At 71.4% G+C, this 25,956-nt stretch carries 29 protein-coding genes; 13 read left to right on the top strand and 16 right to left on the bottom strand.

The genetic code is table 11. From position 1 onward, the window contains the following. Window positions 1-88 precede the first annotated feature (88 nt). Together EUA93_RS09850 and galE are read right to left on the bottom strand one after the other, a co-directional pair. Complete coding sequence (locus EUA93_RS09850; RefSeq protein WP_129399966.1) at window positions 89-862, bottom strand: N-acetylmuramoyl-L-alanine amidase family protein; 774 nt, start codon at window positions 860-862, stop codon at window positions 89-91. Next, the gene (gene galE, locus EUA93_RS09845) at window positions 862-1,875 is read right to left on the bottom strand and encodes a UDP-glucose 4-epimerase GalE (RefSeq protein ID WP_129399965.1); all 1,014 of its coding nucleotides are present in this window, start codon (window positions 1,873-1,875) and stop codon (window positions 862-864) included. The genes EUA93_RS09850 and galE overlap by 1 nt, the downstream gene beginning before the upstream one ends. Window positions 1,876-1,917: 42 nt before the next feature. Between galE and gmd the strand changes: the two genes are divergently transcribed. Together gmd and EUA93_RS09835 are read left to right on the top strand one after the other, a co-directional pair. Next, window positions 1,918-2,898, top strand: a complete 981-nt coding sequence (gmd, locus tag EUA93_RS09840; protein ID WP_129399964.1) for a GDP-mannose 4,6-dehydratase — start codon at window positions 1,918-1,920, stop codon at window positions 2,896-2,898. Further along, window positions 2,895-3,830 (top strand): GDP-mannose 4,6-dehydratase, encoded by a 936-nt coding sequence (locus EUA93_RS09835; RefSeq protein WP_242497312.1) that lies wholly within the window; start codon window positions 2,895-2,897, stop codon window positions 3,828-3,830. The genes gmd and EUA93_RS09835 overlap by 4 nt, the downstream gene beginning before the upstream one ends. 27 nt (window positions 3,831-3,857) lie before the next feature. Here the strand turns inward: EUA93_RS09835 and EUA93_RS09830 are convergent, their stop codons facing one another. The 5 genes from EUA93_RS09830 to rfbA all read right to left on the bottom strand — a co-directional run bounded on the left by EUA93_RS09830 (window position 3,858) and on the right by rfbA (window position 8,052). Then, a complete protein-coding gene (locus EUA93_RS09830; protein WP_129399963.1) occupies window positions 3,858-4,382 on the bottom strand; it encodes a hypothetical protein in 525 nt (174 codons plus the stop codon). Window positions 4,383-4,393: 11 nt separating this feature from the next. Continuing rightward, complete coding sequence (locus EUA93_RS09825; protein ID WP_129399962.1) at window positions 4,394-6,157, bottom strand: alpha/beta hydrolase; 1,764 nt, start codon at window positions 6,155-6,157, stop codon at window positions 4,394-4,396. Then, window positions 6,154-6,465, bottom strand: a complete 312-nt coding sequence (locus tag EUA93_RS09820; protein WP_129399961.1) for a hypothetical protein — start codon at window positions 6,463-6,465, stop codon at window positions 6,154-6,156. The genes EUA93_RS09825 and EUA93_RS09820 overlap by 4 nt, the downstream gene beginning before the upstream one ends. Next, complete coding sequence (locus tag EUA93_RS09815) at window positions 6,462-7,052, bottom strand: hypothetical protein (RefSeq protein WP_129399960.1); 591 nt, start codon at window positions 7,050-7,052, stop codon at window positions 6,462-6,464. The genes EUA93_RS09820 and EUA93_RS09815 overlap by 4 nt, the downstream gene beginning before the upstream one ends. 133 nt (window positions 7,053-7,185) lie before the next feature. Then, entirely contained in the window at window positions 7,186-8,052 is an 867-nt protein-coding gene (rfbA, locus tag EUA93_RS09810) for a glucose-1-phosphate thymidylyltransferase RfbA (RefSeq protein ID WP_129399959.1), read from the bottom strand. Window positions 8,053-8,103: 51 nt separating this feature from the next. Here rfbA and EUA93_RS09805 point away from each other — a divergent pair, with 51 nt between their 5' ends. Genes EUA93_RS09805 through EUA93_RS09795 form a run of 3 tightly spaced genes read left to right on the top strand, consistent with a single transcriptional unit; the run spans window position 8,104 to window position 12,453 of the window. After that, a complete protein-coding gene (locus EUA93_RS09805) occupies window positions 8,104-10,011 on the top strand; it encodes a DUF4012 domain-containing protein (RefSeq protein WP_129399958.1) in 1,908 nt (635 codons plus the stop codon). A gap of 10 nt (window positions 10,012-10,021) precedes the next feature. Then, window positions 10,022-11,020 carry a dTDP-glucose 4,6-dehydratase gene (gene rfbB, locus EUA93_RS09800; protein WP_129399957.1) on the top strand — a complete coding sequence of 333 codons (999 nt, stop codon included), beginning with the start codon at window positions 10,022-10,024 and terminating at the stop codon, window positions 11,018-11,020. Beyond that, a complete protein-coding gene (locus EUA93_RS09795; protein WP_129399956.1) occupies window positions 11,020-12,453 on the top strand; it encodes a sugar nucleotide-binding protein in 1,434 nt (477 codons plus the stop codon). The genes rfbB and EUA93_RS09795 overlap by 1 nt, the downstream gene beginning before the upstream one ends. Window positions 12,454-12,469: 16 nt before the next feature. On the opposite strand, the gene EUA93_RS09790 is transcribed toward EUA93_RS09795, so the two are convergent. The 4 genes from EUA93_RS09790 to EUA93_RS09775 all read right to left on the bottom strand — a co-directional run bounded on the left by EUA93_RS09790 (window position 12,470) and on the right by EUA93_RS09775 (window position 15,029). Further along, window positions 12,470-12,763 carry a DUF2516 family protein gene (locus tag EUA93_RS09790; RefSeq protein ID WP_207208647.1) on the bottom strand — a complete coding sequence of 98 codons (294 nt, stop codon included), beginning with the start codon at window positions 12,761-12,763 and terminating at the stop codon, window positions 12,470-12,472. A 101-nt stretch (window positions 12,764-12,864) separates the two neighbouring features. Next, window positions 12,865-13,602: a hypothetical protein gene (locus tag EUA93_RS09785; RefSeq protein WP_129399955.1), complete on the bottom strand. Its 738-nt coding sequence runs from the start codon at window positions 13,600-13,602 to the stop codon at window positions 12,865-12,867. Further along, the gene (locus EUA93_RS09780; RefSeq protein ID WP_129399954.1) at window positions 13,599-13,970 is read right to left on the bottom strand and encodes a helix-turn-helix domain-containing protein; all 372 of its coding nucleotides are present in this window, start codon (window positions 13,968-13,970) and stop codon (window positions 13,599-13,601) included. The genes EUA93_RS09785 and EUA93_RS09780 overlap by 4 nt, the downstream gene beginning before the upstream one ends. A 93-nt stretch (window positions 13,971-14,063) precedes the next feature. Then, window positions 14,064-15,029: an asparaginase gene (locus tag EUA93_RS09775; RefSeq protein WP_129399953.1), complete on the bottom strand. Its 966-nt coding sequence runs from the start codon at window positions 15,027-15,029 to the stop codon at window positions 14,064-14,066. 39 nt (window positions 15,030-15,068) lie between these two features. On the opposite strand from EUA93_RS09775, the gene cysC reads away from it, so the two are divergent. The 4 genes from cysC to EUA93_RS09760 all read left to right on the top strand — a co-directional run bounded on the left by cysC (window position 15,069) and on the right by EUA93_RS09760 (window position 18,841). Further along, window positions 15,069-16,295 carry an adenylyl-sulfate kinase gene (gene cysC, locus EUA93_RS09770; RefSeq protein WP_242497311.1) on the top strand — a complete coding sequence of 409 codons (1,227 nt, stop codon included), beginning with the start codon at window positions 15,069-15,071 and terminating at the stop codon, window positions 16,293-16,295. Beyond that, complete coding sequence (locus EUA93_RS21990) at window positions 16,288-16,818, top strand: arsenate reductase/protein-tyrosine-phosphatase family protein (protein ID WP_165355110.1); 531 nt, start codon at window positions 16,288-16,290, stop codon at window positions 16,816-16,818. The genes cysC and EUA93_RS21990 overlap by 8 nt, the downstream gene beginning before the upstream one ends. Further along, a complete protein-coding gene (locus EUA93_RS09765; protein WP_242497310.1) occupies window positions 16,818-17,831 on the top strand; it encodes a sulfite exporter TauE/SafE family protein in 1,014 nt (337 codons plus the stop codon). The genes EUA93_RS21990 and EUA93_RS09765 overlap by 1 nt, the downstream gene beginning before the upstream one ends. 170 nt (window positions 17,832-18,001) lie before the next feature. Beyond that, complete coding sequence (locus EUA93_RS09760) at window positions 18,002-18,841, top strand: endonuclease domain-containing protein (RefSeq protein ID WP_165355109.1); 840 nt, start codon at window positions 18,002-18,004, stop codon at window positions 18,839-18,841. Window positions 18,842-18,931: 90 nt separating this feature from the next. Here EUA93_RS09760 and EUA93_RS09755 read toward each other — a convergent pair whose 3' ends face one another. Continuing rightward, a complete protein-coding gene (locus tag EUA93_RS09755) occupies window positions 18,932-19,756 on the bottom strand; it encodes a beta-keto acid cleavage family enzyme (RefSeq protein ID WP_129399950.1) in 825 nt (274 codons plus the stop codon). A 17-nt stretch (window positions 19,757-19,773) separates the two neighbouring features. On the opposite strand from EUA93_RS09755, the gene dtd reads away from it, so the two are divergent. Then, window positions 19,774-20,217, top strand: a complete 444-nt coding sequence (gene dtd / locus EUA93_RS09750; protein WP_129399949.1) for a D-aminoacyl-tRNA deacylase — start codon at window positions 19,774-19,776, stop codon at window positions 20,215-20,217. Here the strand turns inward: dtd and EUA93_RS09745 are convergent, their stop codons facing one another. Further along, window positions 20,218-21,384 (bottom strand): glycoside hydrolase family 16 protein, encoded by a 1,167-nt coding sequence (locus tag EUA93_RS09745; protein ID WP_129399948.1) that lies wholly within the window; start codon window positions 21,382-21,384, stop codon window positions 20,218-20,220. A gap of 102 nt (window positions 21,385-21,486) precedes the next feature. On the opposite strand from EUA93_RS09745, the gene cysD reads away from it, so the two are divergent. The 3 genes from cysD to EUA93_RS09730 all read left to right on the top strand — a co-directional run bounded on the left by cysD (window position 21,487) and on the right by EUA93_RS09730 (window position 25,185). Next, window positions 21,487-22,401 (top strand): sulfate adenylyltransferase subunit CysD, encoded by a 915-nt coding sequence (cysD, locus tag EUA93_RS09740; protein ID WP_129399947.1) that lies wholly within the window; start codon window positions 21,487-21,489, stop codon window positions 22,399-22,401. Then, window positions 22,401-23,672, top strand: coding sequence for a sulfate adenylyltransferase subunit 1 (locus tag EUA93_RS09735; RefSeq protein WP_242497309.1), 1,272 nt, complete (start codon window positions 22,401-22,403; stop codon window positions 23,670-23,672). Before cysD ends, EUA93_RS09735 begins: the two co-directional genes overlap by 1 nt. Window positions 23,673-23,826: 154 nt before the next feature. Then, on the top strand, window positions 23,827-25,185 hold the full coding sequence (locus EUA93_RS09730; RefSeq protein WP_129399946.1) for a helix-turn-helix domain-containing protein: 1,359 nt from the start codon (window positions 23,827-23,829) through the stop codon (window positions 25,183-25,185). Between the two features lie 29 nt (window positions 25,186-25,214). Here the strand turns inward: EUA93_RS09730 and EUA93_RS22220 are convergent, their stop codons facing one another. The 3 genes from EUA93_RS22220 to EUA93_RS22210 form a co-directional block, all read right to left on the bottom strand. Next, window positions 25,215-25,337, bottom strand: coding sequence for a hypothetical protein (locus EUA93_RS22220; RefSeq protein WP_275937868.1), 123 nt, complete (start codon window positions 25,335-25,337; stop codon window positions 25,215-25,217). Between the two features lie 89 nt (window positions 25,338-25,426). Then, the gene (locus tag EUA93_RS22215; protein WP_275937867.1) at window positions 25,427-25,552 is read right to left on the bottom strand and encodes a hypothetical protein; all 126 of its coding nucleotides are present in this window, start codon (window positions 25,550-25,552) and stop codon (window positions 25,427-25,429) included. A gap of 135 nt (window positions 25,553-25,687) precedes the next feature. Further along, complete coding sequence (locus EUA93_RS22210; RefSeq protein WP_275937866.1) at window positions 25,688-25,813, bottom strand: hypothetical protein; 126 nt, start codon at window positions 25,811-25,813, stop codon at window positions 25,688-25,690. Window positions 25,814-25,956 lie beyond the last annotated feature (143 nt).

Genomic DNA, 25,956 nt, shown 5'->3' with positions numbered 1-25,956 from the left:
CACAGGCATCCTGGAGGCAGTTCGGGGGCCCGAGGCCCACCGCGCACGCTCAGGACCTTCCGACGCCGGCCGAGCTGCCTTCATGGTGCTAGCGGAGGAAGGTCCGCACCCCGGCCACCAGGCCGCGGGCGTACCGCTCACGACCGCGGGCCGAGGTCATCACGCGCGCCTCGGCGGCGTTGCGCATGTTGCCGAGCTCGACCATCACGGTGGGTACGTCGCTGAGGTTGAGGGTGCCGAGGTCCGAGCGGACGTCGAGGCCGTCGCCGCCGGCGATGTAGTTCGCCACCGCGAAGTCGCGCGCCAGCAGGCCCGACTTCACCGCCGCGGCGAGGCGCAGCGAGGACCCGTGGATGTCGTCGGTCCACGGCGCCCGGTCGGCCGGCGCGATGACGTGGAAGCCGCGCGCGCCGGCGGCGTACGAGCCGTCGCCGTGGATCGAGATCTTGAGGTCGGCACCCACCGCGTTCCCGGCCCGGCCGCGGACGTCGACGCACGGACCCCACCGGTCCTGGCGGTTGCTGTGGCGGGTCAGCACCACGGTGGCGCCGAGCCTGCGCAGCCGCGTGGTCAGGGCGCGGGACACCTGCCAGGTGAAGGTGGCCTCCGGGTAACCCCCGTCGGTCGCCGTGCCGGTGGTGTTGCACGGCTTGGTGAACCCGCCGGCCGGCACCTGCCGGCCGATCTGCTCGGGGAAGTTGTGGTTGCCGAGCTGGTGCCCGGGGTCGATCACGACGACGCTCCCGTCGAGCGGCTTCGCGGCCCGCACCGCGACCAGCGGCGCCACCGGATCGGCGTGGGCAGCTCCGGGGACGAGGCTCGCCAGCAGCGCGACCACCAGCGCAGTGACCAGGCGGTGCATCAGCCGGAGTAGCCCTGGGGGTTCTGGGACTGCCAGCGCCAGGCGTCGACGGCCATCTCGTCGACGGTCTTCTTCGTGCTCCAGCCGAGCTCGCGGTTGGCCTTCGAGGGGTCGGCGTAGGACGTCGCGACGTCACCGGGTCGCCGGGCGACGACCTCGTAGGGGAGCTCGCGGCCGACGGCGCGCTCGAAGGCGTGGAGCAGCTCCAGCACGCTGGTGCCGTGGCCCGTGCCGAGGTTCCAGACGTTGACCCCCTCGGTGGTGGTCGTCAGCGCCTCGAGGGCGGCGACGTGGCCGGCGGCGAGGTCCTCGACGTGGATGTAGTCGCGCACCCCGGTGCCGTCGACGGTGTCGTAGTCGTCGCCGAAGACGGCGAGCTTCTCGCGCTTCCCGACCGCGACCTGGGCGATGAACGGCATCAGGTTGTTCGGGATGCCCGACGGGTCCTCGCCGATCGTGCCGGACTCGTGCGCGCCGACCGGGTTGAAGTAGCGCAGCAGCGCGAAGCGCAGGCTCGGGTCGGCGGCCGCCACGTCGCGCAGGATCTGCTCCTGCATCACCTTGGTCCAGCCGTAGGGGTTCGTGGCGAACGTGCGCCGGTCCTCGGTCGCTCCGGCCTGGTCGGTGCCGTAGACGGTGGCGCTGGAGGAGAAGACGAGCTTGTGGACGTCGTTCTTCTGCATCGCGCGCACGAGCGAGAAGGTCGAGCCGAGGTTGTTCTCGTAGTAGTCGAGCGGCTTGGCCACGCTCTCGCCGACCGCCTTGTAGCCGGCGAAGTGGATGACCGCGTCGAAGTCCTCGCTCGCGAAGAGGTGCTCGGTCTTGTCGTAGTCGCACAGGTCGAAGGAGTGCGTCGGGATGCTGGTCCCGGTGAGCGACTCCATCCGCCCGAGCACCGTCGGGTGCGCGTTGCTGAAGTTGTCGACGATGACCACGTCGTGGCCGGCCGCGACGAGCTGGATGACAGTGTGCGAGCCGATGTAGCCGGCGCCGCCGCTCACGAGGATCCTCATGGACCTCACCCTAACGACCGCCGACCCTGACAGACTGGCCGCATGCCGAGCGCTCTGATCACCGGAATCACAGGCCAGGACGGCCTCTACCTCGCCGAGCTGCTGCTCGAGAAGGGGTACGACGTCCACGGGCTGATCCGCGGCCAGAACAACCCGCGCCGCGAGCTCGTCGAGAGCCTCGTCCCCGACGTCCAGCTCCACAACGGCGACCTGACCGACCTCTCCAGCCTGATGCGAGCCATGCGCGACTCCGACCCCAGCGAGGTCTACAACCTCGGCGCGATCTCGTTCGTCGCCTACTCGTGGGAGAACGCCTTCGTCACCAGCGACGTGACCGGCATGGGCGTGCTCAACATGCTCGAGGCCGTCCGCCTCCACGCCGGCGACGACCCCTCGGGCATCCACTTCTACCAGGCCTCGAGCTCGGAGATGTTCGGCAAGGTGCAGGAGGTGCCCCAGTCGGAGAGCACCCTGCTGTGGCCCCGCTCGCCCTACGGCGTGAGCAAGGTCTACGGCCACTACATGACGATCAACTACCGCGAGTCCTACGGCATGCACGCCTCGTCGGGCATCCTGTTCAACCACGAGTCGCCGCGTCGCGGCCCCGAGTTCGTGACCCGCAAGATCAGCCAGGCCGTCGCCCGGATCAAGCTCGGGCTGCAGGACGACATCACCCTCGGCAACCTCGACGCCCGGCGCGACTGGGGCTTCGCCGGCGACTACGTCGAGGCCATGTGGCGGATGCTCCAGCAGGACGAGGCCGACGACTACGTCATCGCCACCGGCGAGACCTGGTCGATCCGCGACTACCTCGACCTCGCCTTCCAGCACATCGGCGTCGACGACTGGGAGCACCTGGTCAAGCAGGACCCGCGCTTCATGCGCCCGGCCGAGGTCGAGCTGCTGATCGGCGACGCGACCAAGGCCAAGGACAAGCTGGGCTGGACGCCGACGGTCTCCTTCGCCGAGCTCGTCGCGATGATGGTCGACAGCGACATCGCCGCCTTCAAGGCCGGCTGGTGACTGCGCGAGCCTTCATCACCGGCATCGGTGGCCAGGACGGCACCTACCTCGCCGAGCGCCTCGTCGCCGAGGGGTACGACGTCCACGCGCTCGTCTACACCTCCGACGGCCACCCGGCCCACTGCCCCGACGCGGTCGTGCTGCACAGCGGCGACCTGGGCGACGTGGAGGCGACCCGGCGCCTCGTGCTCGACCTCGCGCCGCGGGAGATCTACAACCTCGCCGCGATCAGCTCGGTCGCCCAGTCGTGGGAGCAGCCCGACGCCACGGCCCTCGTCAACGGCCACGCAGCGGTCGGGCTGATGGAGACCGCGCACCGGCTCGGCGACGTACGCCTCGTGCAGGCCTCCAGCGCCGAGATCTTCGGCGAGCCCGCCGAGTCTCCGCAGGACGAGGACACGCCAGTCGCGCCGGTGAACCCGTACGGCGCCGCCAAGGCGTTCGCCCACCTCTCGGCGCGGGTCTTCCGCCAGCGCGACCTGCACGTGTCGAGCGCGATCCTCTACAACCACGAGTCTCCCCGGCGCCACGAGCGCTTCGTGACGCGCAAGATCACCTCGACCGTGGCCGCGATCGCCAAGGGGGAGGCCGACGAGCTGGTCCTCGGCAACGTCGAGGCCCGTCGTGACTGGGGCTGGGCGCCCGACTACGTCGACGCGATGGTGCGCGCCGCCCGTGCCGACCAGCCGTCGGACTACGTCGTCGCCACCGGCCGGGCGCACTCCGTGCGCGAGTTCGTGGCCGCCGCCTTCGCCGCCGCCGGCATCACCGACTGGGAGCACCTCGTGCGGCAGGACGAGCGGTTCTTCCGCCCCGCCGACCCGACCGAGCTCGTCGGCGACGCCGGCCGTGCCCGAGAGGAGCTCGGCTGGGCGCCGACGGTGTCCTTCGAGGAGCTCGTGGCCCGGATGGTCGCCGCCGACCTCGACTGAACCCTGGCGGGCCCGTCGAGGCGCGGATCAGTCGAGCGGGATCTCCACCGCGTTGTCCCGGTCGACGACAGGGGCGTCGTCGGGGACCTCCACGTCACCGGCCCGGTCGAGGCTGAGCGCGAGCTCGCGGGTGCCGACCTTGGTCCAGCCGATCGTCGTGCGGAAGTCGTCGCGCTCGAGCTGCACCCACGGGTTGGCCTCGCCGGCGTCGAGCCCTGCGGCCTTGCGGGTCCAGCCGGCGTCCTCGAGCGCCGCGGCGGCCTGCTCGACCTGGCCGGCCTCGTCCCCGGAGCCGACCAGCACCGCACGCGCGAGGTAGTCCTGGGCCCGCCGGGTCGACATGCCCTTCTCGTCCACCCTCCCGGTCGCCTGCTCGACGGCCAGTCCGGACGAGGTGAGGGCGCCGGCCATCGCGCGGAGCTCGTCGTCGACCGACGACCTCATCGACTCGAGCGCGTCGGCCGACTCGTCGGCGGACGGCCCTCCTCCGCACGCCGCCAGCGCGAGCCCGAGGGTGAGGACGAGCAGCAACCGCAGCGGGAGACGGGTCATGCCGTCCATCATCACCGGCGCGCGGTCGTGTCCGAGCGCCCGGGCTGGTCGGCCGTCGGCTCCCGGTCCCACTCGGGGTCCTGCGGCGGGCCCCACCACGGGTCGTAGCTCTGGTCGACCACGTTGACGTCACCACCGTGGCCGTCGACGATGCGGCCGATGTTGTAGAGCGACTCGGAGTCGTTGTCGAGGTAGGAGCTGTGGGCGTCGCCGGTGTTGCGGATCCAGCTGCGGTCGACGTCCTCGGCGGCGAAGCGGGTCGCCTCGAAGTCCTCCGACGAGGGGTCGGTGCCGAGTCCCAGCCCGAACTTGCCGATCCAGCCCTCGTCGCCGAGCACGGCCACGAGGTCGCGGCTGTCGCGCCCGACGTAGACGTTGCCCTGCCCCAGGTCGGAGGCGGTGTCGGCCGGACCCGCGCCCGGGCTGCCGATCAGCACGACGTCGTTGACCGAACCGTTGCCGTGCGTGGCGTACGACGTCGTGGTGGAGCCGTAGCTGTGGCCGATCGCCGTGAGGTGGGCGGGGTCGTCGGAGCGCGACGCGCGCAGGCCGTCGATCGCCTCGGAGAGCTGGCGCCCGCCGTCCTCGGCGCGGCCCTCGGTGAAGGTGGCCAGGTCGGTCGGCCCGTGCGGGGCGTCGTAGCCGAGCCAGTACATCGCCGCCACGCTCGAGCCGTCGCCGTTGTAGCGGGTCGACTCGTAGAGGTTCATCATCTTGTCGGTGTAGCTCGTGGTGTCGGACATGTCGGTGTTGATGCCGGGCGTGAACACCGCGACGTCCTGGGCCGTGTCGAGGTCGCCGACCGCGATCGCCACCCGGCCGTCACCGTCGTAGGCCCCGGGGTCGTAGAGCCACAGCTGGCCGCCGGGCCGCACGCTCGGGTCGAGCGGGTCGGTGTAGGCGTCGGCGTTGGTGAGGGAGTCGCGCGCCTGCTCGGCGTTGGCGAGCACCTTCCCCTCGGACTCCGAGATCGTCCCGTCCGCACGCTTGGAGGCCAGGCGGGCGAGGTCGTCGTCGAGGAGCACCCGGTTGGCCTGATCGCGGGCGTCGGCCGGCAGCCCGTTGCCCTGCCCGATGCGGTCGGGGTAGGCCGCGATCACGGCCTCCCGCTCGGCCTCGGTGAGGCCGTCCCACCACGCCTTGGTCTCCGCCGGGCTGGCGCCGCTGCCCGGCGCACCCGGGCGGTTGATCGCCGCCTCCGCGAGCGGAGGGATGCCACCCTCGGCCGACGTCGACTCGGCCAGGGTGTCGGCGGCCTGGAAGACCTGGCGCAGCAGGGTCTCGTTGTCGCGGACGCGGCGCTGCAGGTCGTCGTCGGCGCGCACCAGCTCGGCGTACTCGCTGCGCAGCTCGGCCGCACGCTGGCGGAACGCCGCGATGTCGGCCTCCGTGGCGCCGGCGGCCGCGTTGATCTCGGCGATCAGCGCGTTGCGCCGGTCGTCGAGGGACCGCTTGCGCTCGAGGAGCTCCTCGTGGTCGCGCAGCAGGTCGCGCAGGGTGTCGGCGAACGCGGTCACGCCGCGGCCGACGCGACGGACGGTCGTGCCCATGGCGGCGTGCTCGCCGGACGCCTTCCCGGAGGCGACCTTGTAGGCGTCGTAGGCGCTGCCGGTCCAGCGGCCGAGGGTCTGCAGCTCCTTCGAACGGTCCGCGAACTCCTCGTAGCGGCCCGCCGCTGTGTAGAGCGTGGTGGCGAGGGCGTCGACGCCGCCGGGCTCGCCCTCGGGCTTCTTGATCTGTGCCGGCACCGACGCCGGGACCTCGATGGTCGTCATCGGGCCGGCCCCAGTCGTCCGTCGAGGTCGCTGAACTGGCGGTCCGCGGCGTCGTCCGACGTGGAGTAGTCGTTGCCGGTGGCCTTCAGCGCGCCGACGAAGCCCTGGGCGATCGCGGTGCTCTCACCGGCGAGCCCGGCCCACGTCGAGAAGAACGCCGTGGCGGCGCCCTGCACGCTCGGCGGCAGCGCGCCCGGCGAGGCGGCCCGGAAGTCCTTGGCGGTGGCGTCCATGAGCCGCTCCTGCGACTCCCACCCGGTCGTGCCCTTCTGGAGGACCTGCAGGTCCCAGACCAGCTGCTCGGTCATCGGTCCCCACCACCTGCGGACGAGCCCAGGGTCGCAGCGGCGGCGACCGCCCCGACGTGGACGAGTGCCGAGCGCATCCGCACCACGAGCCGCGTGGGCGAGGCGAGGACGACGTGGACCTCCTCGCGGCCGGGCTGTGCGGCCCGGCCGGCGATCACGCGCGGCAGGCCGTCGGTCGGGACGAGCGTGTGCCAGCCGTCGTCGGCGGCGAGCACCAGCTGCGCGCGCTCGAGGGCGGCGGAGGCCAGGAGCGGGTCGACCTGCTCGAAGGTCGCGGTGCCCTGCCAGCGCAGCGTGCCCGGTGCCACACCGGCGAACCAGACGTCGTCGAGGTGGGCCGGGTCGCCGCCGAGGCCGAGCTCGGCCCAGAACGCGGCGGCCTGGCCGCGGAGCGCCTCGCGGGCCTGCTCGGGATCGACCTCGGGCTCACCCTCCGGCACCACCTGCTCGAGCGTCGGCTCCTGCGGGAGCACGACGACGTCGATGTCGCCGTGGCGACGGAGCACCGTCGCCCAGAAGGGATCGTCGGCCACCGCACGCTCGGCGGCGCCTCCCTGCACGAACTCCACGCCTGTTGACTGGGGCACCCGAGACCTCCTGTGGCCGCGCTTGGTCGTCCTGTGTCCCCTACCTCCCCCGCCCGCGCCGGGTCGAAACGTCCTCGGCGCAGGTTGGGGAGGACGGCGGTGCGGTCGGCCTCAGCCGTGCTCCAGCCGTGCCTCAGCCGTGCTTCAAGAGGCCCAGGAGGTACTCGCCGTAGCCGCTCTTGCGCAGGGGCTCGGCCCGGGCCACGAGCTCGTCGTCGGACAGGAAGCCCATCCGCCAGGCGACCTCCTCGGGCGCGCCGACCTTGAAGCCCTGGCGTCCCTCGATGGTGCGGACGAAGTTGGAGGCGTCGTTGAGCGAGTCGAAGGTGCCCGTGTCGAGCCAGGCCGTGCCGCGCGGCAGAACCTCGACGTGGAGCCGGCCCTCCTCGAGGTAGCGCCGGTTGAGGTCGGTGATCTCCAGCTCGCCACGCGCTGACGGAGCCAGCTCGGCGGCGTACTGCACGACGTCGTTGTCGTAGAAGTAGAGCCCCGGGACGGCGAAGTCGCTCTTCGGGTGCTCGGGCTTCTCCTCCAGCGACAGCGCCCGTCCCTGGTCGTCGAACTCCACGACGCCGTACGCCCGGGGGTCGGCGACGTGGTAGCCGAAGACGGCGGCACCGTCGAGGTCCTTGAACCGCAGCAGCTGCGACCCCAGGCCCGAGCCGTAGAAGATGTTGTCGCCGAGGACGAGCGCCGCCCGCTCCGAGCCGATGTGGTCGGCACCGATGATGAAGGCCTGCGCGAGGCCGTCGGGGCTGGGCTGCACCGCGAAGGTGAGGTCGATGCCGAACTGCGAGCCGTCGCCGAGCAGCCGGTGGAAGCCGTCGGCCTCGTGCGGCGTGGTGATGATGAGGACGTCCTTGATCCCCGCGAGCATCAGCGTCGAGAGCGGGTAGTAGATCATCGGCTTGTCGTACACCGGGACCAGCTGCTTGCTGATGCCCTGGGTGATCGGGTGCAGTCGGGAGCCGGTGCCACCGGCCAGGATGATTCCGCGCATGGATGAACACTATGGCGTACGGGCCGGGGTCCCGTTTGGCACCATGTGGGCATGCCGTCCTCCCGCCGCACCCAGAAGCGACGGTTGATCCGGCCGGCCACCGTCATCGGCGGTCTGTTCCTCCTGGTGGTCGTGCTCGGACTGCTGGCGATCCCGTTCCTCAAGGCGCCCGGCAACGCCGAGGCCGCGAAGGCGGACCTGGAGGCCGCGCAGGCCTCGCTCAGCGCGGGTGACCTCGGGGCCGCTGCCACGAGCGTGGAGAGCGCACGCCACCACGCCGACGAGCTCCAGGTGGCCATGCAGGGCATCGGCGGTGACGTCTGGAGCCTCGTCCCCGTCGTGGGCCGGCCCGTGTCCGACGTACGCCACCTGGGCAACGCCCTCGAGGAGCTGACCGCGACCGCCGAGATCGCCGTCGACGTCTGGCCGACCGTGCACGGCAAGGACGCGACCCTCTTCGGGAACCGCTCGATCGACGTCGGCGCCCTCGACACGCTGGTGGGTGCGATCGGGGAGGCGAGCGCGAACCTCGACTCCGCCCAGCTCGAGCTCAGCCAGGTCAGCGACTCCGCGATGGGCGTCGGCACCCGGCTCGCCGACGCGCGCGACGAGGCGTCCGACGTCGTCGCCCCGCTCGCGGCCGGCGCCCGGCGCGCCGAGCCGCTCGCCGAGGCCCTGCCGGCCCTGTTCGGCATCGACGAGAAGCGGACCTACCTCCTGGCCCTGCTCAACCCGGCCGAGGAGCGGTTCTCCGGCGGCGCTCCGCTCACCATCGCCCCGATGGACGTCGCCGGCGGCAAGCTCACCCTCGGCGAGGCGCGCGACACCTCCGACCCGGACCTCTACCGCGTGGGTCGCTGGGACCGGGTCGAGGGCAACCCGTTCCACACCGGCAAGCTGCGCATCTCCACCGCGACGTTCGCCCCCGACTGGTCCGTCTCCGGTGAGGAGCTGCTGCGCGGCTGGGCCCGTCGCACCGGGCAGGAGGCCGACGGCCTGATCGCGGTCGACGTGGTCGCCCTCGCCGACATGCTGCGCATCACCGGCCCGGTGGAGGCGCCGACCTACGGCACCCTCGACGCCTCGAACTTCACCGAGAAGATGGTCGGCGACTACGACGCCTTCCCCGACAACGAGGCGCGCCACGACCTCAACCGTGCCATCGTGCCGGTCTTCGCCGAGCGCCTCTTCGAGCCCGGCAACGGCGTGGCGAAGATCGAGTCCCTGAGGGACTCCGCGCAGGGCCGCCACTTCGCGCTCTGGATGCGCGACCCCGACGTCCAGGCGGCGATCGCCGACATCGGACTGGCCGGCGAGCTCTCCGACACCGACCACGACTACGTCGCGGTCTTCAACCAGAACACCAACCAGTCCAAGGCCGACTACTGGCAGAAGCGCACCGTCGCCAGCGAGGTGACGCTGCGCGAGGACGGCTCGGCCAAGGTGCGGATGACCATCTCGGTCTTCAACGACTCCCCGCCCTACGGCGCGAACCAGATCTACGGCGACCCCCGCGGCGGCTCCAGCCGCACCCGCTGGAACGGCATGACCCTCGGTGTCTTCCTGCCCGACGGCGTGGAGATCACCAGCGCGACCGCCGCCGGCAAGGTCCAGGGCAACGGCACGTTCGACTACTACGGCCGTCCCTACAAGCTCCTCCGCCTGGTGCTGCCGCCGCAGACGACCCGCGAGGCCGTGCTGGAGTACGTCGTCCCTGCCGCCGCGGTCGCCCCCGGTGACGGCACGCTGACCTACCGGCTCGCGATGACGCCGCAGGGCATGGTCAACGCGCAGGCCGTGAAGGTCAGCGTCCAGTGGCCCGACGGGTACGACGTCGGCGAGCTCCCGGAGGGCTGGACGAGCAGCGGCGCCGGGCTGGCGACGTACGACTCCCCCGGATTGGTGACGCAGCCGAGCTTCACGCTCACCGGGTCGGCCGCGGGCGCCGGCGCACCCTAGACTCCCGGCCATGGAACGCCTTCTTGTGACCGGGGGCGCGGGGTTCATCGGATCGAACTTCGTGCACCACCTCGTCGAGCACACCGACCTCAACGTCACCGTCCTCGACAAGCTGACCTACGCCGCCTCGAAGGAGTCGCTGGCCGGGCTGCCCGAGGACCGGGTGCAGCTGGTCGTCGGCGACATCGCCGACGAGGAGACCGTCGACCCGCTGGTCGCGGCGCACGACGCGGTCGTCCACTACGCGGCGGAGTCGCACAACGACAACTCGCTCAACGACCCGAGCCCGTTCATCAAGACGAACATCCTCGGCACCTACACGATCCTCGAGGCGGTGCGGAAGCACGACAAGCGCCTCCACCACGTCTCGACCGACGAGGTCTACGGCGACCTCGAACTCGACGACCCGAAGCGCTTCACCGAGGACACGCCCTACAACCCGTCCTCGCCCTACTCCGCGTCGAAGGCCGGCTCCGACCACCTCGTGCGCGCCTGGGTCCGCAGCTTCGGCGTGCGGGCGACGGTGTCGAACTGCTCGAACAACTACGGCCCCTGGCAGCACATCGAGAAGTTCATCCCACGCCAGATCACCAACGTCATCGACGGCATCCGCCCCAAGCTCTACGGCTCGGGCGAGAACGTCCGCGACTGGATCCACGCCGACGACCACTCCTCGGCCGTCCTCACCATCCTCACCAAGGGCGAGATCGGCGAGACGTACCTGATCGGCGCCGACGGCGAGAAGAACAACCTCGAGGTCGTCCGCCTGATCCTCACGCTGATGGGCAAGGGCGCCGACGAGTTCGACCACGTCACCGACCGCGCCGGCCACGACCTGCGCTACGCCATCGAGTCCGGCAAGCTGCGCCAGGAGCTCGGCTGGCAGCCGCAGTTCCAGGACTTCGAGTCCGGCCTGGCCAACACCATCGCGTGGTACCAGGAGCACGAGGACTGGTGGCGCCCCCACAAGGACGCGACCGAGGCGAAGTACGCGCAGAAGGGCCAGTGATGGCTGAGGCCCGCACCAACGAGCTGCGCGTCGAGACGACCCCGATCCCGGGCCTGCTCGTCGTCCGGATGCCCCTGCACGGCGACGCCCGCGGCTGGTTCAAGGAGAACTGGCAGCGCGAGAAGATGGTGGCCCTCGGCCTGCCCGACTTCGGCCCCGTGCAGAACAACATCTCGTTCAACGCCTCCCGGGGCGCGACCCGCGGCATCCACACCGAGCCGTGGGACAAGTTCGTGTCGCTGGCGACCGGGCGGATCTTCGGCGCCTGGGTCGACATGCGCGAGGGCGAGTCGTTCGGCACGACCTTCTCGACCGAGGTCGACCCCTCGGTCGCCGTCTTCGTGCCGCGCGGGGTGGGCAACTCCTACCAGGCGCTCGAAGACGGCACCGCCTACACCTACCTCGTCAACGACCACTGGCGCCCCGGCGTGGCCTACCCGGCCCTCCACCTCGGCGACGAGACCGCGGGCATCCCGTGGCCGATCCCGCTCGACGAGGCGGAGATCTCCGAGAAGGACCACAACAACCCGCGCCTGGGTGACGTCGTGCCGATGAAGCCGAAGAAGACGCTCGTCGTGGGTGCCCTCGGCCAGCTCGGCCGCGCGCTCCACGCGGAGCACCCCGACGCCGACCGCGTCGACCTCTTCGCGGGCGAGGGCGTGACGTCGCTCGACCTGACCGACCCGGCCGCCGTGGCCGCCTGGCCGTGGCACGAGTACGCCCTGGTGCTCAACGCCGCGGCCTACACCGCCGTCGACGCCGCCGAGACCACCGAGGGCCGCGTCGCCGCCTGGGCGGCGAACTCGACCGCCCCCGCGACGTTGGCGCGGCTCGCGCGCGAGCACGGCTTCACGCTGGTGCACGTCTCGTCGGAGTACGTCTTCGACGGCACCGCCGCACTCGACCCCGGGCACACCGAGGACGAGCCGCTCTCGCCGCTCGGCGTCTACGCGCAGTCGAAGGCCGCCGGTGACCTCGCCGTCGGACTGGCCCCGCGCCACTACCTGATCCGCACCAGCTGGGTGATCGGCGACGGCAAGAACTTCGTGCGCACGATGCAGTCGCTCGCCGAGAAGGGCGTGTCGCCGAGCGTGGTCGACGACCAGGTCGGGCGGCTCACCTTCACCGAGGAGCTCGTCCGCGGCATCAGCCACCTGATCACGACGGGCGCTCCGTTCGGCACCTACAACCTCTCCAACGGCGGCCCGGCCATGTCGTGGCAAGAGATCGCCCAGGCGGTCTTCGAGCGCTCCGGCCGCAGCGCCGACGACGTCTCCGGGACCACCACGGAGGCGTACGCCGAGGGGGTGCTGGCGCAGGGCAACCCGTTCGCGCCGCGACCGCTCAACTCGGCGATGTCGCTGGAGAAGATCCGCGCCACCGGCTTCGAGCCCGAGGACGCGCTCGCCGCGCTCGACCGCTACCTGGGCTGACGCGGGCCGATGCGGGTCAGCGACGACCCGAGGTGACCTCGCGCAGCGCGGGGCGCACGTCGGCGAGGTAGACCAGCGCGGCGATGGTGAAGATCAGGTTGATGATGCCCAGCGGTGAGCCGAGCAGCACGAGCTGCGCGGCGAAGCCGAGGCCGGTGATCAGGCACCACGCCTGCTTGGTCAGCTTGCCCGCGGCGTCGTAGGCCTCGACGGAGAAGGTCAACGCGTTGACGAACGCGAAGCCCTTGATCGCGAGGGCGATCACGAGCACGCCCAGCATCAGCCAGCTCTCGAAGATCCACGGTTGCACAAGGACAGCGTAGGCGAAGGTGCGAAGGGCCTCCGTCCACCGGACGGAGGCCCTTCGTCTCAGAACAACGAGAGCTGACCCGGGTCAGCCTCGGCGGCTCTTCAGTCGCCGACCTTCTCGGCGGCCTCGACGACGGCCTGGGCAGCGTTCGTGGCGGTCTTCTTCGCCGCGGTGGCGGTGGCCTTGGCGCTGCTCTGGGCGGTCGCGGTCTTCTTCGCGGCGCTCTTGCGCGCGGTCGTCGCGGCGGCCTTCTTGCCGGCGGCCTTCTGGGTCGCCTTCTTGGCGGTCGGCCTGGGCTTCGGGGCGACCTTCGTGGCGGAGGTCCGGTCAGCGGCCGTGGCGGTGGCGTCCGCGGCCTTCCTGGCCTGGGTCGCGGTGGTCTTGGCCTTGGAGACCGTGGTCTTCGCGGACTCCCGGGCGGCGACGGTCGACTCCTGGCGACGGATCCGGCCCACGAGGGACTCGCCGCGCTTGACGAGGTCGGCGTAGGCAGCGTTCGCGGCCGCGACGTTGTCGTCGACCAGCGAGGAGACCTTGCCGGGGTAGGCCTGGAGCTCGGCGACGCGGGCCTCGACGGCGGCGCGACGAGCCTGGGCGTCCTTCGCGAGGGCGTCGACCCGGGCGTTGACGACGGCCTTGGGGTCGGCAGCGGTGCGCGTGGCGCGCTCCTGCACGGCCGCGACGCGCTTCTGCACGTCGGCGACGGCCTCGCGGACGGCCTCGACAGCGAGGTCGGTCACGCCGACACCGGCGAGGACGGGCTTGAGTGCCTGGTTCTTGAGGTTGGTGGCCATGTGGTTCTCCTTGGTTGGGTGCTGCTGGTCGGATGTGCTGGTCATGCAGGGTCGGTGGGTCGGGCGTCGCGCTCGTTGAGCGCCTGGAAGGACGCGTAGACGTCGAGCAGCGAGTGCTTCTGCCGCTCGGTGAGGCCGGCGTCCGCGAGGATCGCGAGCTCGACACCTCCCGCCTCGGCGGTGTCCGGGTGGACGATGCCGGCGCGCACGTAGAGCTGCTCGGCGGAGACCCGCAGGGCGCGGGCGAGCTGCTGGAGCACCTCGGCCGACGGCTTGCGGAGACCGCGCTCGATCTGGCTCAGGTAGGGGTTGCTGACCCCGACCTGGTCGGCGAGCTGTCGCAGCGACAGCTTGGCTGCGAGTCGCTGCTCCTTCAGGTAGTCGCCGAGCTCGCCGATCTTCTCCTTGACCATGCCTCCAGTGTGCTAACACTTGTTAGCAAAATGCAAACACCGGGACGGTGACCATCGTCACCAAGCCAATGGGAACTGGACTCCAGGTGCTAGCTAGAAGCAAGCACGGATCTCGCCGACGGGCTTCCCGCCGCCGAGGAGGTCGAGCCGGCCCGTGCCCTCGACGGCAGCGGCGTCCACGCCGTCCTCGGCCAGGACGCCCGAGCGACGCAGCGCCTCGGCCATCAGCACGGGGCGCACGCGCGGGGCGCCGTCGTCGGTCTTGAGCGCCCACGCCCGGCCGTCGGGCAGCGCGACGGCGTACACCGACTCGGCACCGGCCTTGCCGATCAGGCCCGGGACCGCCCGGTGGAGCGTCAGCTCGTCACGCGTCGTGCCGCTGACGAGCTCCGGGTGCCGGCGGATCGCCTCCGCGATGCGCTGCTCGGGACCCTCCGTCGCAGTGGCGAGCGCGGCGAACGCGCGGGCGAGCCCGGTCAGGGAGGTCGACAGGAGCGGTGCCCCGCAGCCGTCGACGGCGACGGTGTCGACCGGCTCGCCGGTCAGGCGGGCGAAGGTCTCGATGGTCGCCACCTGCAGGGGGTGGTGCGGGTCGAGGTAGGTCGCGGTGTCCCACCCGCGGACCACGCAGGTCGCGAGCATCGCCGCGTGCTTGCCCGAGCAGTTCATCAGGATCGGCGACTTCTCCCCGCCGGCCCGGAGCACGGCCTCGCGCGCCGCGTCGTCGAGCGGGTAGTCGGGCGGGGTCCGCAGGGCCGACTCGTCGAGCCCGGCAGACGCCAGCGTGCGACGTACGCCGTCCACGTGGAACGGCTCGCCGGAGTGCGAGGCGCAGGCCAGGGCGAGCAGGTCGTCGGGGAGGTCGAGGCCGAGCTCGACCATCGCCAGCGCCTGGATCGGCTTGTTGCTCGAGCGCGGCAGCACCGGCGCGACGACCTCGCCCACCGACCAGTCGACCGACCCGTCGGCAGCCAGCGCGACGATCGAGCCGTAGTGGTGGCCCTCCACGAATCCCGAGCGGACGATCTCAGCGACGACGGGCAGACCAGCGGCAGGCATGGGGCGCAGGCTATCTGCCACCAGTGAGAGGATGCGCGGGTGATCCAGCACTGCCCCACGCCGACCGAGCTCGACGACCTGGAGCTCCTGGTCTCCGGCGCCTACGCCCCCCTCGACCGCTTCAACGCACCCGGGAGCGCGGTCACCCTCGACCTGCCCGACGGCGCCGTCGAGGCCGAGCTCGTCGACCCCGAGGGGCTGCCGCTCGCCCGGGTCGCGGGCGACGGCACGCTGACCCCCCTGACCCACGCCCAGTACGGCCCCTTCCGCCGGCTGCACCTCACGCCCACGCAGGTGCGGGAGCAGCACGCCGGCGCCACGTTCGTCCCCGTCGTCGACGCGCTCACCGAGGCCGACCTCGACGAGCTGCGCAGCCTGGGCCGCGCGGTGCTCGTGGCATTGGTGGGCACCGGCACGGCCGAGCTCTCGCCCGTCGCGCTCGTGCGGGCCACCCTCGCCGCGGCCGAGCTGCTCGACGACGCCAGCGTGGTCGCCGTACCCCTCCCCTCGCACGGGGACGCCGACGCCGACCACGCCCTGGGCGCCCAGGTGCTCGAGACGTACGCCGCCGGCGACCCGGTCCACGCCCTCGCGGACAACGGCCTCGTGACCGGCGCCGGGGCTCCGTCGTCGACCAGCGACACCTTCCCCGCGGGGATCGCCGAGATCGTGGCCGCCGACCAGCCCGAGCCCGCCGACCAGGGCCTCGTGCTCTTCTTCACCGGCCTGTCCGGCAGCGGCAAGTCCACGCTGGCCCGGGCCCTGATGGACCTCCTGCTCGAGCAGGGGGGTCGCTCGGTCACCAGCCTCGACGGCGACGTCGTGCGCCGCAACCTCTCGGCCGGGCTCACCTTCTCCAAGGCCGACCGCGAGACCAACATCCGCCGGATCGGCTGGGTCGCCGCCGAGATCTCACGGCACGGCGGCGTGGCCGTGTGCTCGCCGATCGCGCCGTTCGCCGAGACCCGCGCGCAGGTGCGCGCGATGGTCGAGGACGCGGGCGGGGCGTTCTTCCTCGTCCACGTCGCGACGCCGCTCGAGGAGTGTGAGCGCCGCGACCGCAAGGGCCTCTACGCCAAGGCGCGTGCCGGCGAGATCCCCGAGTTCACCGGCATCTCCTCTCCCTACGAGGAGCCCGACGACGCCGCCGTGCGCGTCGACACGACCGGGCGCACCATCGAGGACGCCCTCGACGACGTGCTCGTCGCGCTCGACGAGGCCGGCTACCTCCACCTGACGGCCCAGCCGACGGACAGCCGTGCCTGACTCCCTCGCGGTGTTGTTCGTGTGCACCGCCAACATCTGCCGCTCACCCACGATGGAGCTGCTCGCGCGCGACCTCGCCGGCGGCGCGCGGATCTACTTCGGCAGCGCCGGCACGCACGCGCGTGACGGCGAGCCGATGAACCCCGACATGGTGGCGACCCTCCCGGCGCACGTCGACAGCAGCGAGTTCCGCAGCCAGCACCTCGAGGCCGCGCTGCTCACGGAGGCCGACCTGGTCCTCACCGCGACGTCGGTGCACCGGCAGTTCGTCCTCGACGACTTCCCCCAGCACCACCGCAAGCTCTTCACGCTCGGCCAGTTCGCCGAGACGATCGGGCAGATCCCCGACCTGCGCGGCCGGGAGCTGGTCACCGCCGCCGGCACCCGTCGCGCGCCGGCCGCGCCCGGGCACGACGTCGCCGACCCCTACCGGCGAGGCCAGGCGGCCGCGGAGCGGGCAAGGGGCACAATCACTGCCATGTTGAGCGACATCGTCCCCCGCCTCACCGCTCGGGAGTCCTGATGGACTGGATCACCGTCACGTTCTTCTCGATCCTCGCGGCGGGCTTCTTCGTCGGCATCGTGGTCGGCCTGACCGGCATGGGCGGCGGTGCGCTGATGACGCCCGCGCTGATCTTCCTCGGCGTGGGCGAGGCCGCCACGGTCGTCACCGCCGACCTGACGGCCGCGGCGATCTACAAGACCGGTGGCGCCATCGTGCACAAGCGCGAGGGCTCGCCCAACATGCAGCTGGCCAAGTGGTTGATGATCGGCTCGATCCCGATGGCCCTGCTCGGCCCCCACCTGGTGTCGTGGGTCGTCTCGCCCGAGGACATCGACGAGACGCTCAAGCTCTGCATCGGCTTCGCGCTGCTGCTGGCGGCGGCGACGTACGCCCTGCGCCTCTACCTCAACCTGCTCCGCGTCCGCGGCGGCGACCACCCCGACGACAACCCTGCGATCCGCCCGATCCCGACCCTCCTGGTCGGCGCCCTCGGCGGACTGCTCGTCGGCATCACCAGCGTCGGCTCGGGCTCGGTCATCATGATCGCGCTGCTGATGCTCTACCCGGGCCTGTCGGCGGTCCGCCTCGTCGGCACCGACCTCGTCCAGGCCGTCCCGCTCGTCATGGCCGCCGCGATCTCCAACATCGCCCTCCACGGCCTCGACTGGGCGATCCTCGTCCCGCTCGTGCTCGGCTCCGTGCCCGGCACGCTCATCGGCTCGGCCATCGCCCCGCGCGTCCCGCAGTCGTTCATCCGCCGCGGCATCGTCGTGGTGCTGACCATGAGCGGCGTGGCGCTCCTCGACAAGGCCGGCTGGGCCCCGCTCGGTGCGGGCGAGGACGAGACGCACCCGATCCTCATCGCCGGCGTCGGCCTCGCCGTCCTGCTCGTCCTCCCGGTGGTGTGGGGGTTCCTCCGCAAGTCCCAGGGCCTGCCGATGTTCGGATCCCCCACCATCGCCCAGCTCGAGGACCCGTCCTACCGCCCCGGCGTGGTCGGCATGAAGAAGGTCGACGACTCCGGTCCCTAGGCGCGGACGAAAGCTTGCGTGCACCCGCGGAAGGGCCGATCCTCGGCACGCCAGCGCCGAGCATGCGGCGTGTCGCGACAGCGTGTGCCGTGTCGGCCGGACCTCGGCGCAACAGCGGCCCTGTGGAGAGCTGTTCGCGTCATCGATCGGGGCACAGCACACTCGGCGGCATGGACCCGGTCGCCGCACTCACCCGCCTCGGCGGGATCGGGTCGACCGCGCAGATCCTGTCCCTCACCACGCGGAAACGTCTCCGTGACGCAGTCGCCGGAGGCCGGATCACCCACGTCTCCCGCGGTCGCTACGCCCTGCCGACGGCGGACCTGGCGCTGTCGGCGGCGACGGAGGTCGACGGCCACCTGCGGGGACTCAGCGCTGCCGCCCACTGGGGTTGGGAGATGAAGTGGCCGCCGCGCTGGCCCGAGCTGGCAGTCGCACGCAAGCCGGAGCACCCGGTCGACGCCTCGCTCACGATGGTCGAGCTGCCCCGCGACGAGGTGGATGGCTGGGCCACGAGCAAGCTCCGCACGGTCCTGGACTGTGCGAAGGAGCTCCCGTTCGACGAGGCGCTCGCCGTGGCTGACTCCGCCCTGCGGCACGGAGACGTCACGGGCGACGACCTGTCCCGGGTGCTGCGCCGCGACCTGCGTCCCGAGGTCCGTCGCGTGCTCGACCATGCGACGCCCCTCGCAGCCAACCCGTTCGAGTCCGTGCTCCGGGCCGTCCTCATCGAGGCCGGCATCGCCGTCGTGCCCCAGTGGGCCACGACCGTCCGCGGCGTCACCTACCACCCCGACCTCGCCGACCCGTTCCACGCGCTCGCCATCGAGGCCAACTCGTGGGCGCACCACGCGGGCAAGGTCGACCACGACGACGACTGCCGGCGATACAACGCCCTCGTCGTCGCTGGGTGGACGGTGCTGCGATTCACCTGGGAGCAGGTGATGTTCTCCCCGCACGAGGTCGTCGCCGACGTGCGGGACGCTCTCGAGCTGCCGGTCGCGGCCTGAGGGGCCGCTTCTCGGCCGCGCGGCCCTTGCGTGCGGCGAGTCGCGGACGTCGTACTGCGTGTCGCGGGACGACGCGCTCGGGTTGCGGCCTCAGGACAGCCCGAGGAGCTCCCGGCACTGAGCAGGCGTCATCGGGGACCGCTGAGCGATCCGGCCGAGGTCCACGGCTCGGGAGACGAGCTGGGCGTTGGACTCGACCGGTACGCCGCGGCTGATGGTGAGCACGTCCTCCATCCCGACGCGGAGGTGGCCGCCCATCGACAGGGATGCCATCGCGACGGCGAGGGTCGAGCGGCCGATGCCGGTGGCGGACCACGAGGTCACCTCCGGCGGGAGCGCCGCGACGCCGGCGACCAGCGCCGGGGCGGTGCCCGGCATGCCGCCGGGGACTCCCATCACGAAGTCGACGTGGACCTTGCCGCCGGCGGGGACGCCGTACTCCCGGACGAGGCGCCCGAGCGCGTGCACCTGGCCGAGGTCGAACAGCTCGAACTCCGGGGCGACGCCGCGCGACAGGGCGAGCTGGTAGAGGTCCTTCACGAAGGGCCACGGGTTGAGGAAGACGTCGTCACCGAAGTTCGTCGTGCCCATCGTCAGGCTGCACGAGTCGGGCTCGGCGTCGAGCACCCTCAGCCGCTCCTCGAGCGGGTCGTGCACCGATCCGCCGGTGGACAGCTGGACCACCAGGGAGGACGACGAGCGCACGGCGGCCACCCACTCGCGCAGCAGCCCCTGGTCGAGCGTCGGCGCGTGCGAGGTGTCGCGCACGTGGAGGTGGATCATCGCGGCGCCGGCCGCCTCGCACTCGGCGGCGGTGCGGGCGATCTCCTCGGGGGTGGTGGGGAGCTGCGGGCAGTCGGCCTTGGCGGTCTCGGCCCCGGTGGGGGCGACGGTGATCAGCAACACATCAGACATGGCGGCATCCTTGCACCATGCGTGCGGTCATCCAGCGGGTCCTCTCCGCCAGCGTCCGGGTCGACGGCGAGGTGGTCGGCGAGCTCGATCGACCCGGCCTGCTGGTCTACCTCGGCATCACCCACGACGACGGTGACGTGGAGGTCGCCTGGACCGCCCGCAAGGTCTGGGACCTGCGCCTGCTCCGCGAGGAGCGGAGCGCCAGCGACGTCGGGGCGCCGGTGCTCGTGGTCAGCCAGTTCACGCTGTACGGCGACGCGCGCAAGGGCCGTCGCCCCACCTGGCAGTCGGCCGCGCCGGGCCCGGTCAGCGAGCCGCTGTACGACGCCGTCTGCGCCGAGCTCGATCGCCTCGGCGCCCACGTCGAGCGAGGCCGGTTCGGGGCGGACATGCGGGTCGAGAGCGTCAACGACGGGCCGATCACGCTCGTCCTGGACTCGCCGTCCCGGGCGGTCGGGTAGTCACTGCTTGCCGGTCTCCCACGCGCGCGCCCAGTCGACCTCCATGTGCTCGGGCAGCTCGCCGTTGAAGCGCGGCAGCTCGTAGTCCGACGACAGCAGGCTCAGGATCAGGAACTCCGGGCGACCGGACGTGGGGCCCTCGAGCCGCTGGGTGACCTGGCCGTCGATGCGGAAGACGTACTCCTCGGGCGTCCACTCCACGGAGTAGACGTGGTACTGCTCGGACCAGTCGTCGCCGTACTTCTCGACGTCGGGGATCCAGCCCCCGACCGTCTGCTTCTTGCCGGCCTTGTCGAGGAAGTAGGTGAACTGCGTCAGGCCGCCGAGCGGGTGGTCGTCGCCGAAGTACTCCATGACGTCGATCTCGGCGCCGCCCTTCTGCGGGCCGCCGGACTGCTGCCCGCCGACCGCCTGCATCCAGAAGGCCGCGTGCTGGCCGCGCGCCGACTGCGTCCTGATCCGCGCGGCGGCGTAGCCGTAGGTGAAGGCGTAGCTCGCCTCGGTGCCGACGTGGCCGTTGAGCCGGTAGGGGAACTTCTTGCGGCGGCCGGGCAGCTGGCACTCGCCCTTCATGTCGGGGTCCTCGATGACGCTGAGCTGGAGCACCCCGTCGGTGACCTCGGCGGCGTCGGCGCCGGCGCGCGAGCACGTCCGTACGCCGATGTGGCCCTGCGTGCGCGACACCCAGGGCCCGCCCTCGACGTCGACGGAGTTCTCGTCGAAGTCGTCGGTGAAGGTCGCCTCGGGCGCGTCACTGGTCGAGACCTCGGTGCCGATGGCGTCCTCGCCCGACCCGACGACCACGTGGAGGTCACCGGACGCGGTGGACGTCAGCGCGACCTGCCCGTCGGCGTCGGTCTCCTGCTCGTCGACCTCGTCCCACCCGTCGTCGGTCCTGCCGTAGAGGGTGACGGTCGTGCCTTCATCGACGTCGGCGATGGTCGCGTCGACGACCCAGGCGGCGTCGGAGGCGGCCTCGGTGTCCTCGCCGTTGGCGGCGATCTGGGGCAGCACGCGCGCCTCGACGGCGTCGCTGGCGTCGTACGACGGCGGCGTGGCGGCCCCGTCGGAGGAGCATCCCGCCGTGACGAGGCCCACGGCGACGAGCCCTGCGAGCAGGCGCGAGGGAGCGTGGGAGCGGGACGAGGCACGGGGGGCACGACTCATCTGGCCAAGTCTGGCTGACCACGCCCGGGCAGGCGAATTCACCGAGCCGTGCCACGTCGCTACGATGAACGCTGCTGTCACTAGAGAGGCCCCCTCTTCACCATGACCAACACCCACGTCGACTACCAGCTGAGCCAGCTGGACCAGCTCGAGGCGGAGTCGATCCACATCTTCCGTGAGGTCGCCGCCGAGTTCGAGAAGCCGGTCCTGATGTTCTCGGGTGGCAAGGACTCCATCGTCATGCTCCGCCTCGCCGAGAAGGCCTTCTACCCGGCGAAGATCCCGTTCCCGATCCTGCAGGTGGACACGGGCCTGGACTTCCCCGAGGTCATGGAGACCCGCGACAACTGGGTCAACCGCCTCGGCGTGCGCCTGGTCGTGGCCTCGATCGACGACGCGATCGCCAACGGGGTCGTGGTCGACGACGGCAAGACCAGCCGCAACCGCATGCAGACCGGCACCCTGCTCAACGCCATCGAGGAGAACGGCTTCACCGCCGCCTTCGGTGGTGGCCGTCGCGACGAGGAGAAGGCCCGCGCCAAGGAGCGCGTCTACTCCCACCGCGACGAGTTCGGCCAGTGGGACCCGAAGATGCAGCGCCCCGAGCTGTGGAGCCTCTACAACGGCCGCCTGCACGCCGGCGAGCACATGCGGATCTTCCCGATCTCGAACTGGACCGAGCTCGACATCTGGGACTACATCGGCCGCGAGGGCATCGAGATCCCCGACATCTACTTCAGCCACCAGCGCCGCGTCTTCGAGCGCGACGGCATGCTGATGACCGAGACGCCGCTCAACCCGCTGCGCGCGGGCGAGGTCGCCGAGGAGCGCACGGTGCGCTTCCGCACCTGCGGCGACATCACCCTGACCGGCTGCGTGGAGTCCACCGCCAGCACGATCGACGAGATCATCGAGGAGGTCGCGGCTGCCCGGGTCACCGAGCGCGGCGCGACCCGCGGTGACGACCGGTTCAGCGAGGCGGCCATGGAAGACCGCAAGAAGGAAGGCTACTTCTGATGGGCGCCACAGATGGCCAGATGGACCTGCTCCGCTTCGCGACGGCGGGTTCGGTCGACGACGGCAAGTCGACCCTGATCGGTCGCCTGCTCTACGACAGCAAGTCGATCTTCGCCGACCAGCTCGAGGCCGTGGAGAAGACGTCCACGGACAAGGGCCACGGCTACGTCGACCTGTCGCTGCTCACCGACGGCCTGCGCTCGGAGCGCGAGCAGGGCATCACGATCGACGTCGCCTACCGCTACTTCGCAACCCCGAACCGCAAGTTCATCATCGCCGACACCCCGGGCCACGTGCAGTACACCCGCAACATGGTCACCGGTGCCTCGACCGCCGACCTCGGCCTCGTGCTCGTCGACGCCCGCCACGGCCTCACCGAGCAGTCGCGCCGCCACGCCGTGCTGCTCTCGCTGCTGCGCGTGCCGCACCTGGTCCTCTGCATCAACAAGATGGACCTCGTCGAGTGGTCGCAGGAGACCTACGAGCGGATCCACAGCGAGTTCACCCAGTTCGCGACGAAGCTCAACATCCCCGACCTCGAGGTCATCCCGATCTCCGCGCTCAACGGCGACAACGTCGTCGACCGCTCGGAGAACACGCCCTGGTACCACGGCCCGACGCTCATGCACCACCTCGAGCACGTGCACGTGGCCTCCGACCGCGACCTCGTCGACACGCGCTTCCCGGTGCAGTACGTCGTACGCCCCAAGTCCGACGAGCACCACGACTACCGCGGGTACGCCGGCCTGGTCGCGGGCGGCGTGCTGAAGAAGGGCGACGAGGTCATCGTGCTGCCCTCCGGCATGACGTCGAAGATCTCGGGCATCGACCTGTTCGACCGTGAGGTGGACGAGGCGTTCCCGCCGATGTCGGTGACGGTCCGGCTCGAGGACGACGTCGACGTCTCGCGCGGCGACATGATCGCCCGCGTCAAGAACGCGCCGAAGCCCAGCCAGGACATCGACGCGATGGTCTGCTGGATGACCAACGAGCCGCTGCGCCCGCGCCAGAAGCTCGCCATCAAGCACACCACGCGCACCGGTCGTGCCATGGTCAAGGACATCCAGTACCGCCTCGACGTGAACTCGCTGCACCGCGACCAGGAGGCCGGCGAGCTCGGGCTCAACGAGATCGGCCGTGTCCAGCTGCGCACCACCGTGCCGCTGCTGTGCGACCCCTACTCGAAGAACCGCACCACCGGCTCGTTCATCCTGATCGACGAGGCGACCGGCGTCACCGTCGGCGCCGGCATGATCAACAGCGGCAGCTGACGCCGCAGCCGGTTCGCTCCGGCACCCGATCAGCACCAGCAGGGCCCCGACCGCGCGGTCGGGGCCCTCTGTGTTGCCCGGTCGTAGGTGACCGGTGTCGTTTCACTTGCCAGAAAATGACACGTTGTTGGCAAACGTGACCCAGAATGTCGGAATGGACTCGCGTCATGCCGAGATGCTCGCCCAGACCGACCGCGTCGCACTGGGCCGTCGTCTGCGTTCTGCCCGCCAGGCCCGCGGCCTCACGCAGGGCGAGGTGGCCGCCGACCTCATGTCGATCGCCTACCTGTCGCGCATCGAGACCGGCCACCGCCGCCCCACCGCTCCGGCGCTCGAGGTGCTCGCCGAACGCCTCGGCGTGACCCCTGAGTCGCTGCTCGGCCTGGCGGACCGACGGGTGGTCGACGAGATCCGCCTGGCACTCGACTACGCCGAGCTGTCGCTGGAGTCGGGCCAGCCCGTCGATGCGGTGACCCACCTCGACCAGGCCATGGCCCAGATGACGTCGGCCAAGGTCGACGACATGCGCGACCGCGGGCGCCTCCTGCGCGCCCGCGCCCTCGAGGCGCTCGACAGCGTCGACGACGCCATCCTCGAGCTCGAGGTGCTGATCGACGACGAGCGCACCGACGGCCTGACCCGGATCAAGGCCGGCATCGCGATCAGTCGCATCTACCGCGAGTCCGGTGACCTGGGTCGCGCCATCGAGTGCGGTGAGCGGGTGATGACCCGCGTCGAGGAGACCGGCCTGGACTCCTCCGACGAGGCCGTGCAGCTGGCGGTCACCCTGGCCGCCGCCCACTTCGAGCGCGGGGACACCGGACACGCCGTGCGCATGTGCCGCAAGGCCATCTCCCGCGCGGAGTCGCTCGGCACGCCGCGGGCCCGCGCGTCCGCCTACTGGAACGCCAGCGCGATGCAGGCGCGTCGCGGCGACGTGGCGACCGCCGTCCCGCTCGCCGAGCGCGCGCTCGCCCTGCTCGGTGAGGGCCAGGACGCCCGCAACCTCGCGCTGCTGCGCGGCGAGGTGGGCCGTCTCCAGCTGGAGCTCGACCCGCCCGCCCTCGACGACGCGCGACGCAACCTCGAGCAGGCCGCCGCCGAGATGGAGTGGAGCGCGTCCACGTCGTCCGACCGGGCCCAGGTGCTGATCGGCCTCGCGCGTGCCGCGTTCCTCTCCGGAGACGTGTCGGCGAGCCGGGACCTGGTCTCCCAGGTGCACACCGTCGCCAACGGACACCTGCCACTCGCCGAGGCGGAGGCCTGGGCCCTGCTGGGCAGCACGCACGTGGCGGAGGGCGACACCGCAGAGGCGAGCTCGTGCTTCCAGCAGGCGGTGCTCACCCTGTCGGCCATCGGTGCCGACAAGGGTGCCGCGCAGCTGTGGTTCGACCTGGCCGACCTCCTCAACGGCATCGGGCAGGCCGAAGCGGCCTCGGACGCCTACCGGCGCGCGGCGGCGTCGACCGGGCTGCGGGCTCGCGTGGCGGTCACCACGTTCGCCCGCAGCTGAGGTCGGGCGTCAGTCAGCCCGAGCGGGCGTCAGCAGCACCAGCCGGTCCGAGCGGTCGTGTTGACCTGCGCGGCCTCGACGGGCCCGGCGAAGCCGGCCAGGCTGACGAGGGCGATGGTGGCGACGAGGATGCGGGTGGCCTTGCGGTTCATGGTGTCTCCAGGGGTGTGGGGTCGACGTGCGTGAGGGTGGAGCGGTCGGGCTTCAGGGGTGCCCGGGGATGGAGCAGCGGTGCCTGCGGTCAGCAGCACCAGCCGGTCCTGAGCGTCGTCGGGCCTGCCGGGGCGGCCTGCGCGGGAGCGGCCGTGCCGGCCAGGCTCACGAGGGCGATCGAGGCGAGGATCAGGCGGGCGGACTTGCTGTTCATGGGGATCTCCAGGGTTGTCTCGGGTGGGTGCTGACGCTGACGTGCGGGGTGTCGTGCGGGGTGTCGTGCGGGGTGTCTTACGGGGTCGTGCAGGTCGATCGGGTGGAGCTGGTCGTGCGTGGCGAGGTGCGCCGATCAGCAGCACCAGCCGGTCTTGAGCGTCGTCGGACGTGCCGGGGCGGCCTCGGCCGGAGCGGCCATGCCGGCCAGGCTGACGAGGGCGATCGAGGCGAGGATGACGCGGGCGGACTTGCTCTTCATGGGGGTCTCCAAGGGGTGGTGGTGCTGGATGGGTGGGCAAGCTCCCGAGTTCCTGCACGAGAAATAGTGTCAAAACTGATGCGGAGTCTTCTCTGGTTTGGCAAACTTGGGCAAGTCCCGTTGTCAATTCCCTGTGTCGACAG

The sequence above is a fragment of the Nocardioides oleivorans genome (genome assembly GCF_004137255.1).
Classification (GTDB): Bacteria; Actinomycetota; Actinomycetes; order Propionibacteriales; family Nocardioidaceae; genus Nocardioides; species Nocardioides oleivorans.
This window is presented reverse-complemented; position numbering and strand designations above follow the sequence as displayed.

Excerpts from the sequence above, each read along its gene's own strand:
- gmd (WP_129399964.1), top strand. The coding sequence starts at position 1,918 with ATGCCGAGCGCTCTGATCACCGGAATCACAGGCCAGGACGGCCTCTAC.
- EUA93_RS22215 (WP_275937867.1), bottom strand. The coding sequence starts at position 25,552 with ATGAACAGCAAGTCCGCCCGCCTGATCCTCGCCTCGATCGCCCTCGTG.
- EUA93_RS09805 (WP_129399958.1), top strand. The coding sequence starts at position 8,104 with ATGCCGTCCTCCCGCCGCACCCAGAAGCGACGGTTGATCCGGCCGGCC.
- rfbB (WP_129399957.1), top strand. The coding sequence starts at position 10,022 with ATGGAACGCCTTCTTGTGACCGGGGGCGCGGGGTTCATCGGATCGAAC.
- EUA93_RS09730 (WP_129399946.1), top strand. The coding sequence starts at position 23,827 with ATGGACTCGCGTCATGCCGAGATGCTCGCCCAGACCGACCGCGTCGCA.
- EUA93_RS09795 (WP_129399956.1), top strand. The coding sequence starts at position 11,020 with ATGGCTGAGGCCCGCACCAACGAGCTGCGCGTCGAGACGACCCCGATC.
- EUA93_RS22210 (WP_275937866.1), bottom strand. The coding sequence starts at position 25,813 with ATGAAGAGCAAGTCCGCCCGCGTCATCCTCGCCTCGATCGCCCTCGTC.
- EUA93_RS09830 (WP_129399963.1), bottom strand. The coding sequence starts at position 4,382 with ATGACCCGTCTCCCGCTGCGGTTGCTGCTCGTCCTCACCCTCGGGCTC.
- EUA93_RS09850 (WP_129399966.1), bottom strand. The coding sequence starts at position 862 with ATGCACCGCCTGGTCACTGCGCTGGTGGTCGCGCTGCTGGCGAGCCTC.
- EUA93_RS09785 (WP_129399955.1), bottom strand. The coding sequence starts at position 13,602 with ATGACCAGCACATCCGACCAGCAGCACCCAACCAAGGAGAACCACATG.
- EUA93_RS09760 (WP_165355109.1), top strand. The coding sequence starts at position 18,002 with ATGGACCCGGTCGCCGCACTCACCCGCCTCGGCGGGATCGGGTCGACC.
- EUA93_RS09745 (WP_129399948.1), bottom strand. The coding sequence starts at position 21,384 with ATGAGTCGTGCCCCCCGTGCCTCGTCCCGCTCCCACGCTCCCTCGCGC.
- EUA93_RS09755 (WP_129399950.1), bottom strand. The coding sequence starts at position 19,756 with ATGTCTGATGTGTTGCTGATCACCGTCGCCCCCACCGGGGCCGAGACC.
- dtd (WP_129399949.1), top strand. The coding sequence starts at position 19,774 with ATGCGTGCGGTCATCCAGCGGGTCCTCTCCGCCAGCGTCCGGGTCGAC.
- EUA93_RS09765 (WP_242497310.1), top strand. The coding sequence starts at position 16,818 with ATGGACTGGATCACCGTCACGTTCTTCTCGATCCTCGCGGCGGGCTTC.
- rfbA (WP_129399959.1), bottom strand. The coding sequence starts at position 8,052 with ATGCGCGGAATCATCCTGGCCGGTGGCACCGGCTCCCGACTGCACCCG.
- EUA93_RS09780 (WP_129399954.1), bottom strand. The coding sequence starts at position 13,970 with ATGGTCAAGGAGAAGATCGGCGAGCTCGGCGACTACCTGAAGGAGCAG.
- EUA93_RS09820 (WP_129399961.1), bottom strand. The coding sequence starts at position 6,465 with ATGACCGAGCAGCTGGTCTGGGACCTGCAGGTCCTCCAGAAGGGCACG.
- EUA93_RS09735 (WP_242497309.1), top strand. The coding sequence starts at position 22,401 with ATGGGCGCCACAGATGGCCAGATGGACCTGCTCCGCTTCGCGACGGCG.
- EUA93_RS09825 (WP_129399962.1), bottom strand. The coding sequence starts at position 6,157 with ATGACGACCATCGAGGTCCCGGCGTCGGTGCCGGCACAGATCAAGAAG.
- EUA93_RS22220 (WP_275937868.1), bottom strand. The coding sequence starts at position 25,337 with ATGAACCGCAAGGCCACCCGCATCCTCGTCGCCACCATCGCCCTCGTC.
- galE (WP_129399965.1), bottom strand. The coding sequence starts at position 1,875 with ATGAGGATCCTCGTGAGCGGCGGCGCCGGCTACATCGGCTCGCACACT.
- EUA93_RS09775 (WP_129399953.1), bottom strand. The coding sequence starts at position 15,029 with ATGCCTGCCGCTGGTCTGCCCGTCGTCGCTGAGATCGTCCGCTCGGGA.
- cysD (WP_129399947.1), top strand. The coding sequence starts at position 21,487 with ATGACCAACACCCACGTCGACTACCAGCTGAGCCAGCTGGACCAGCTC.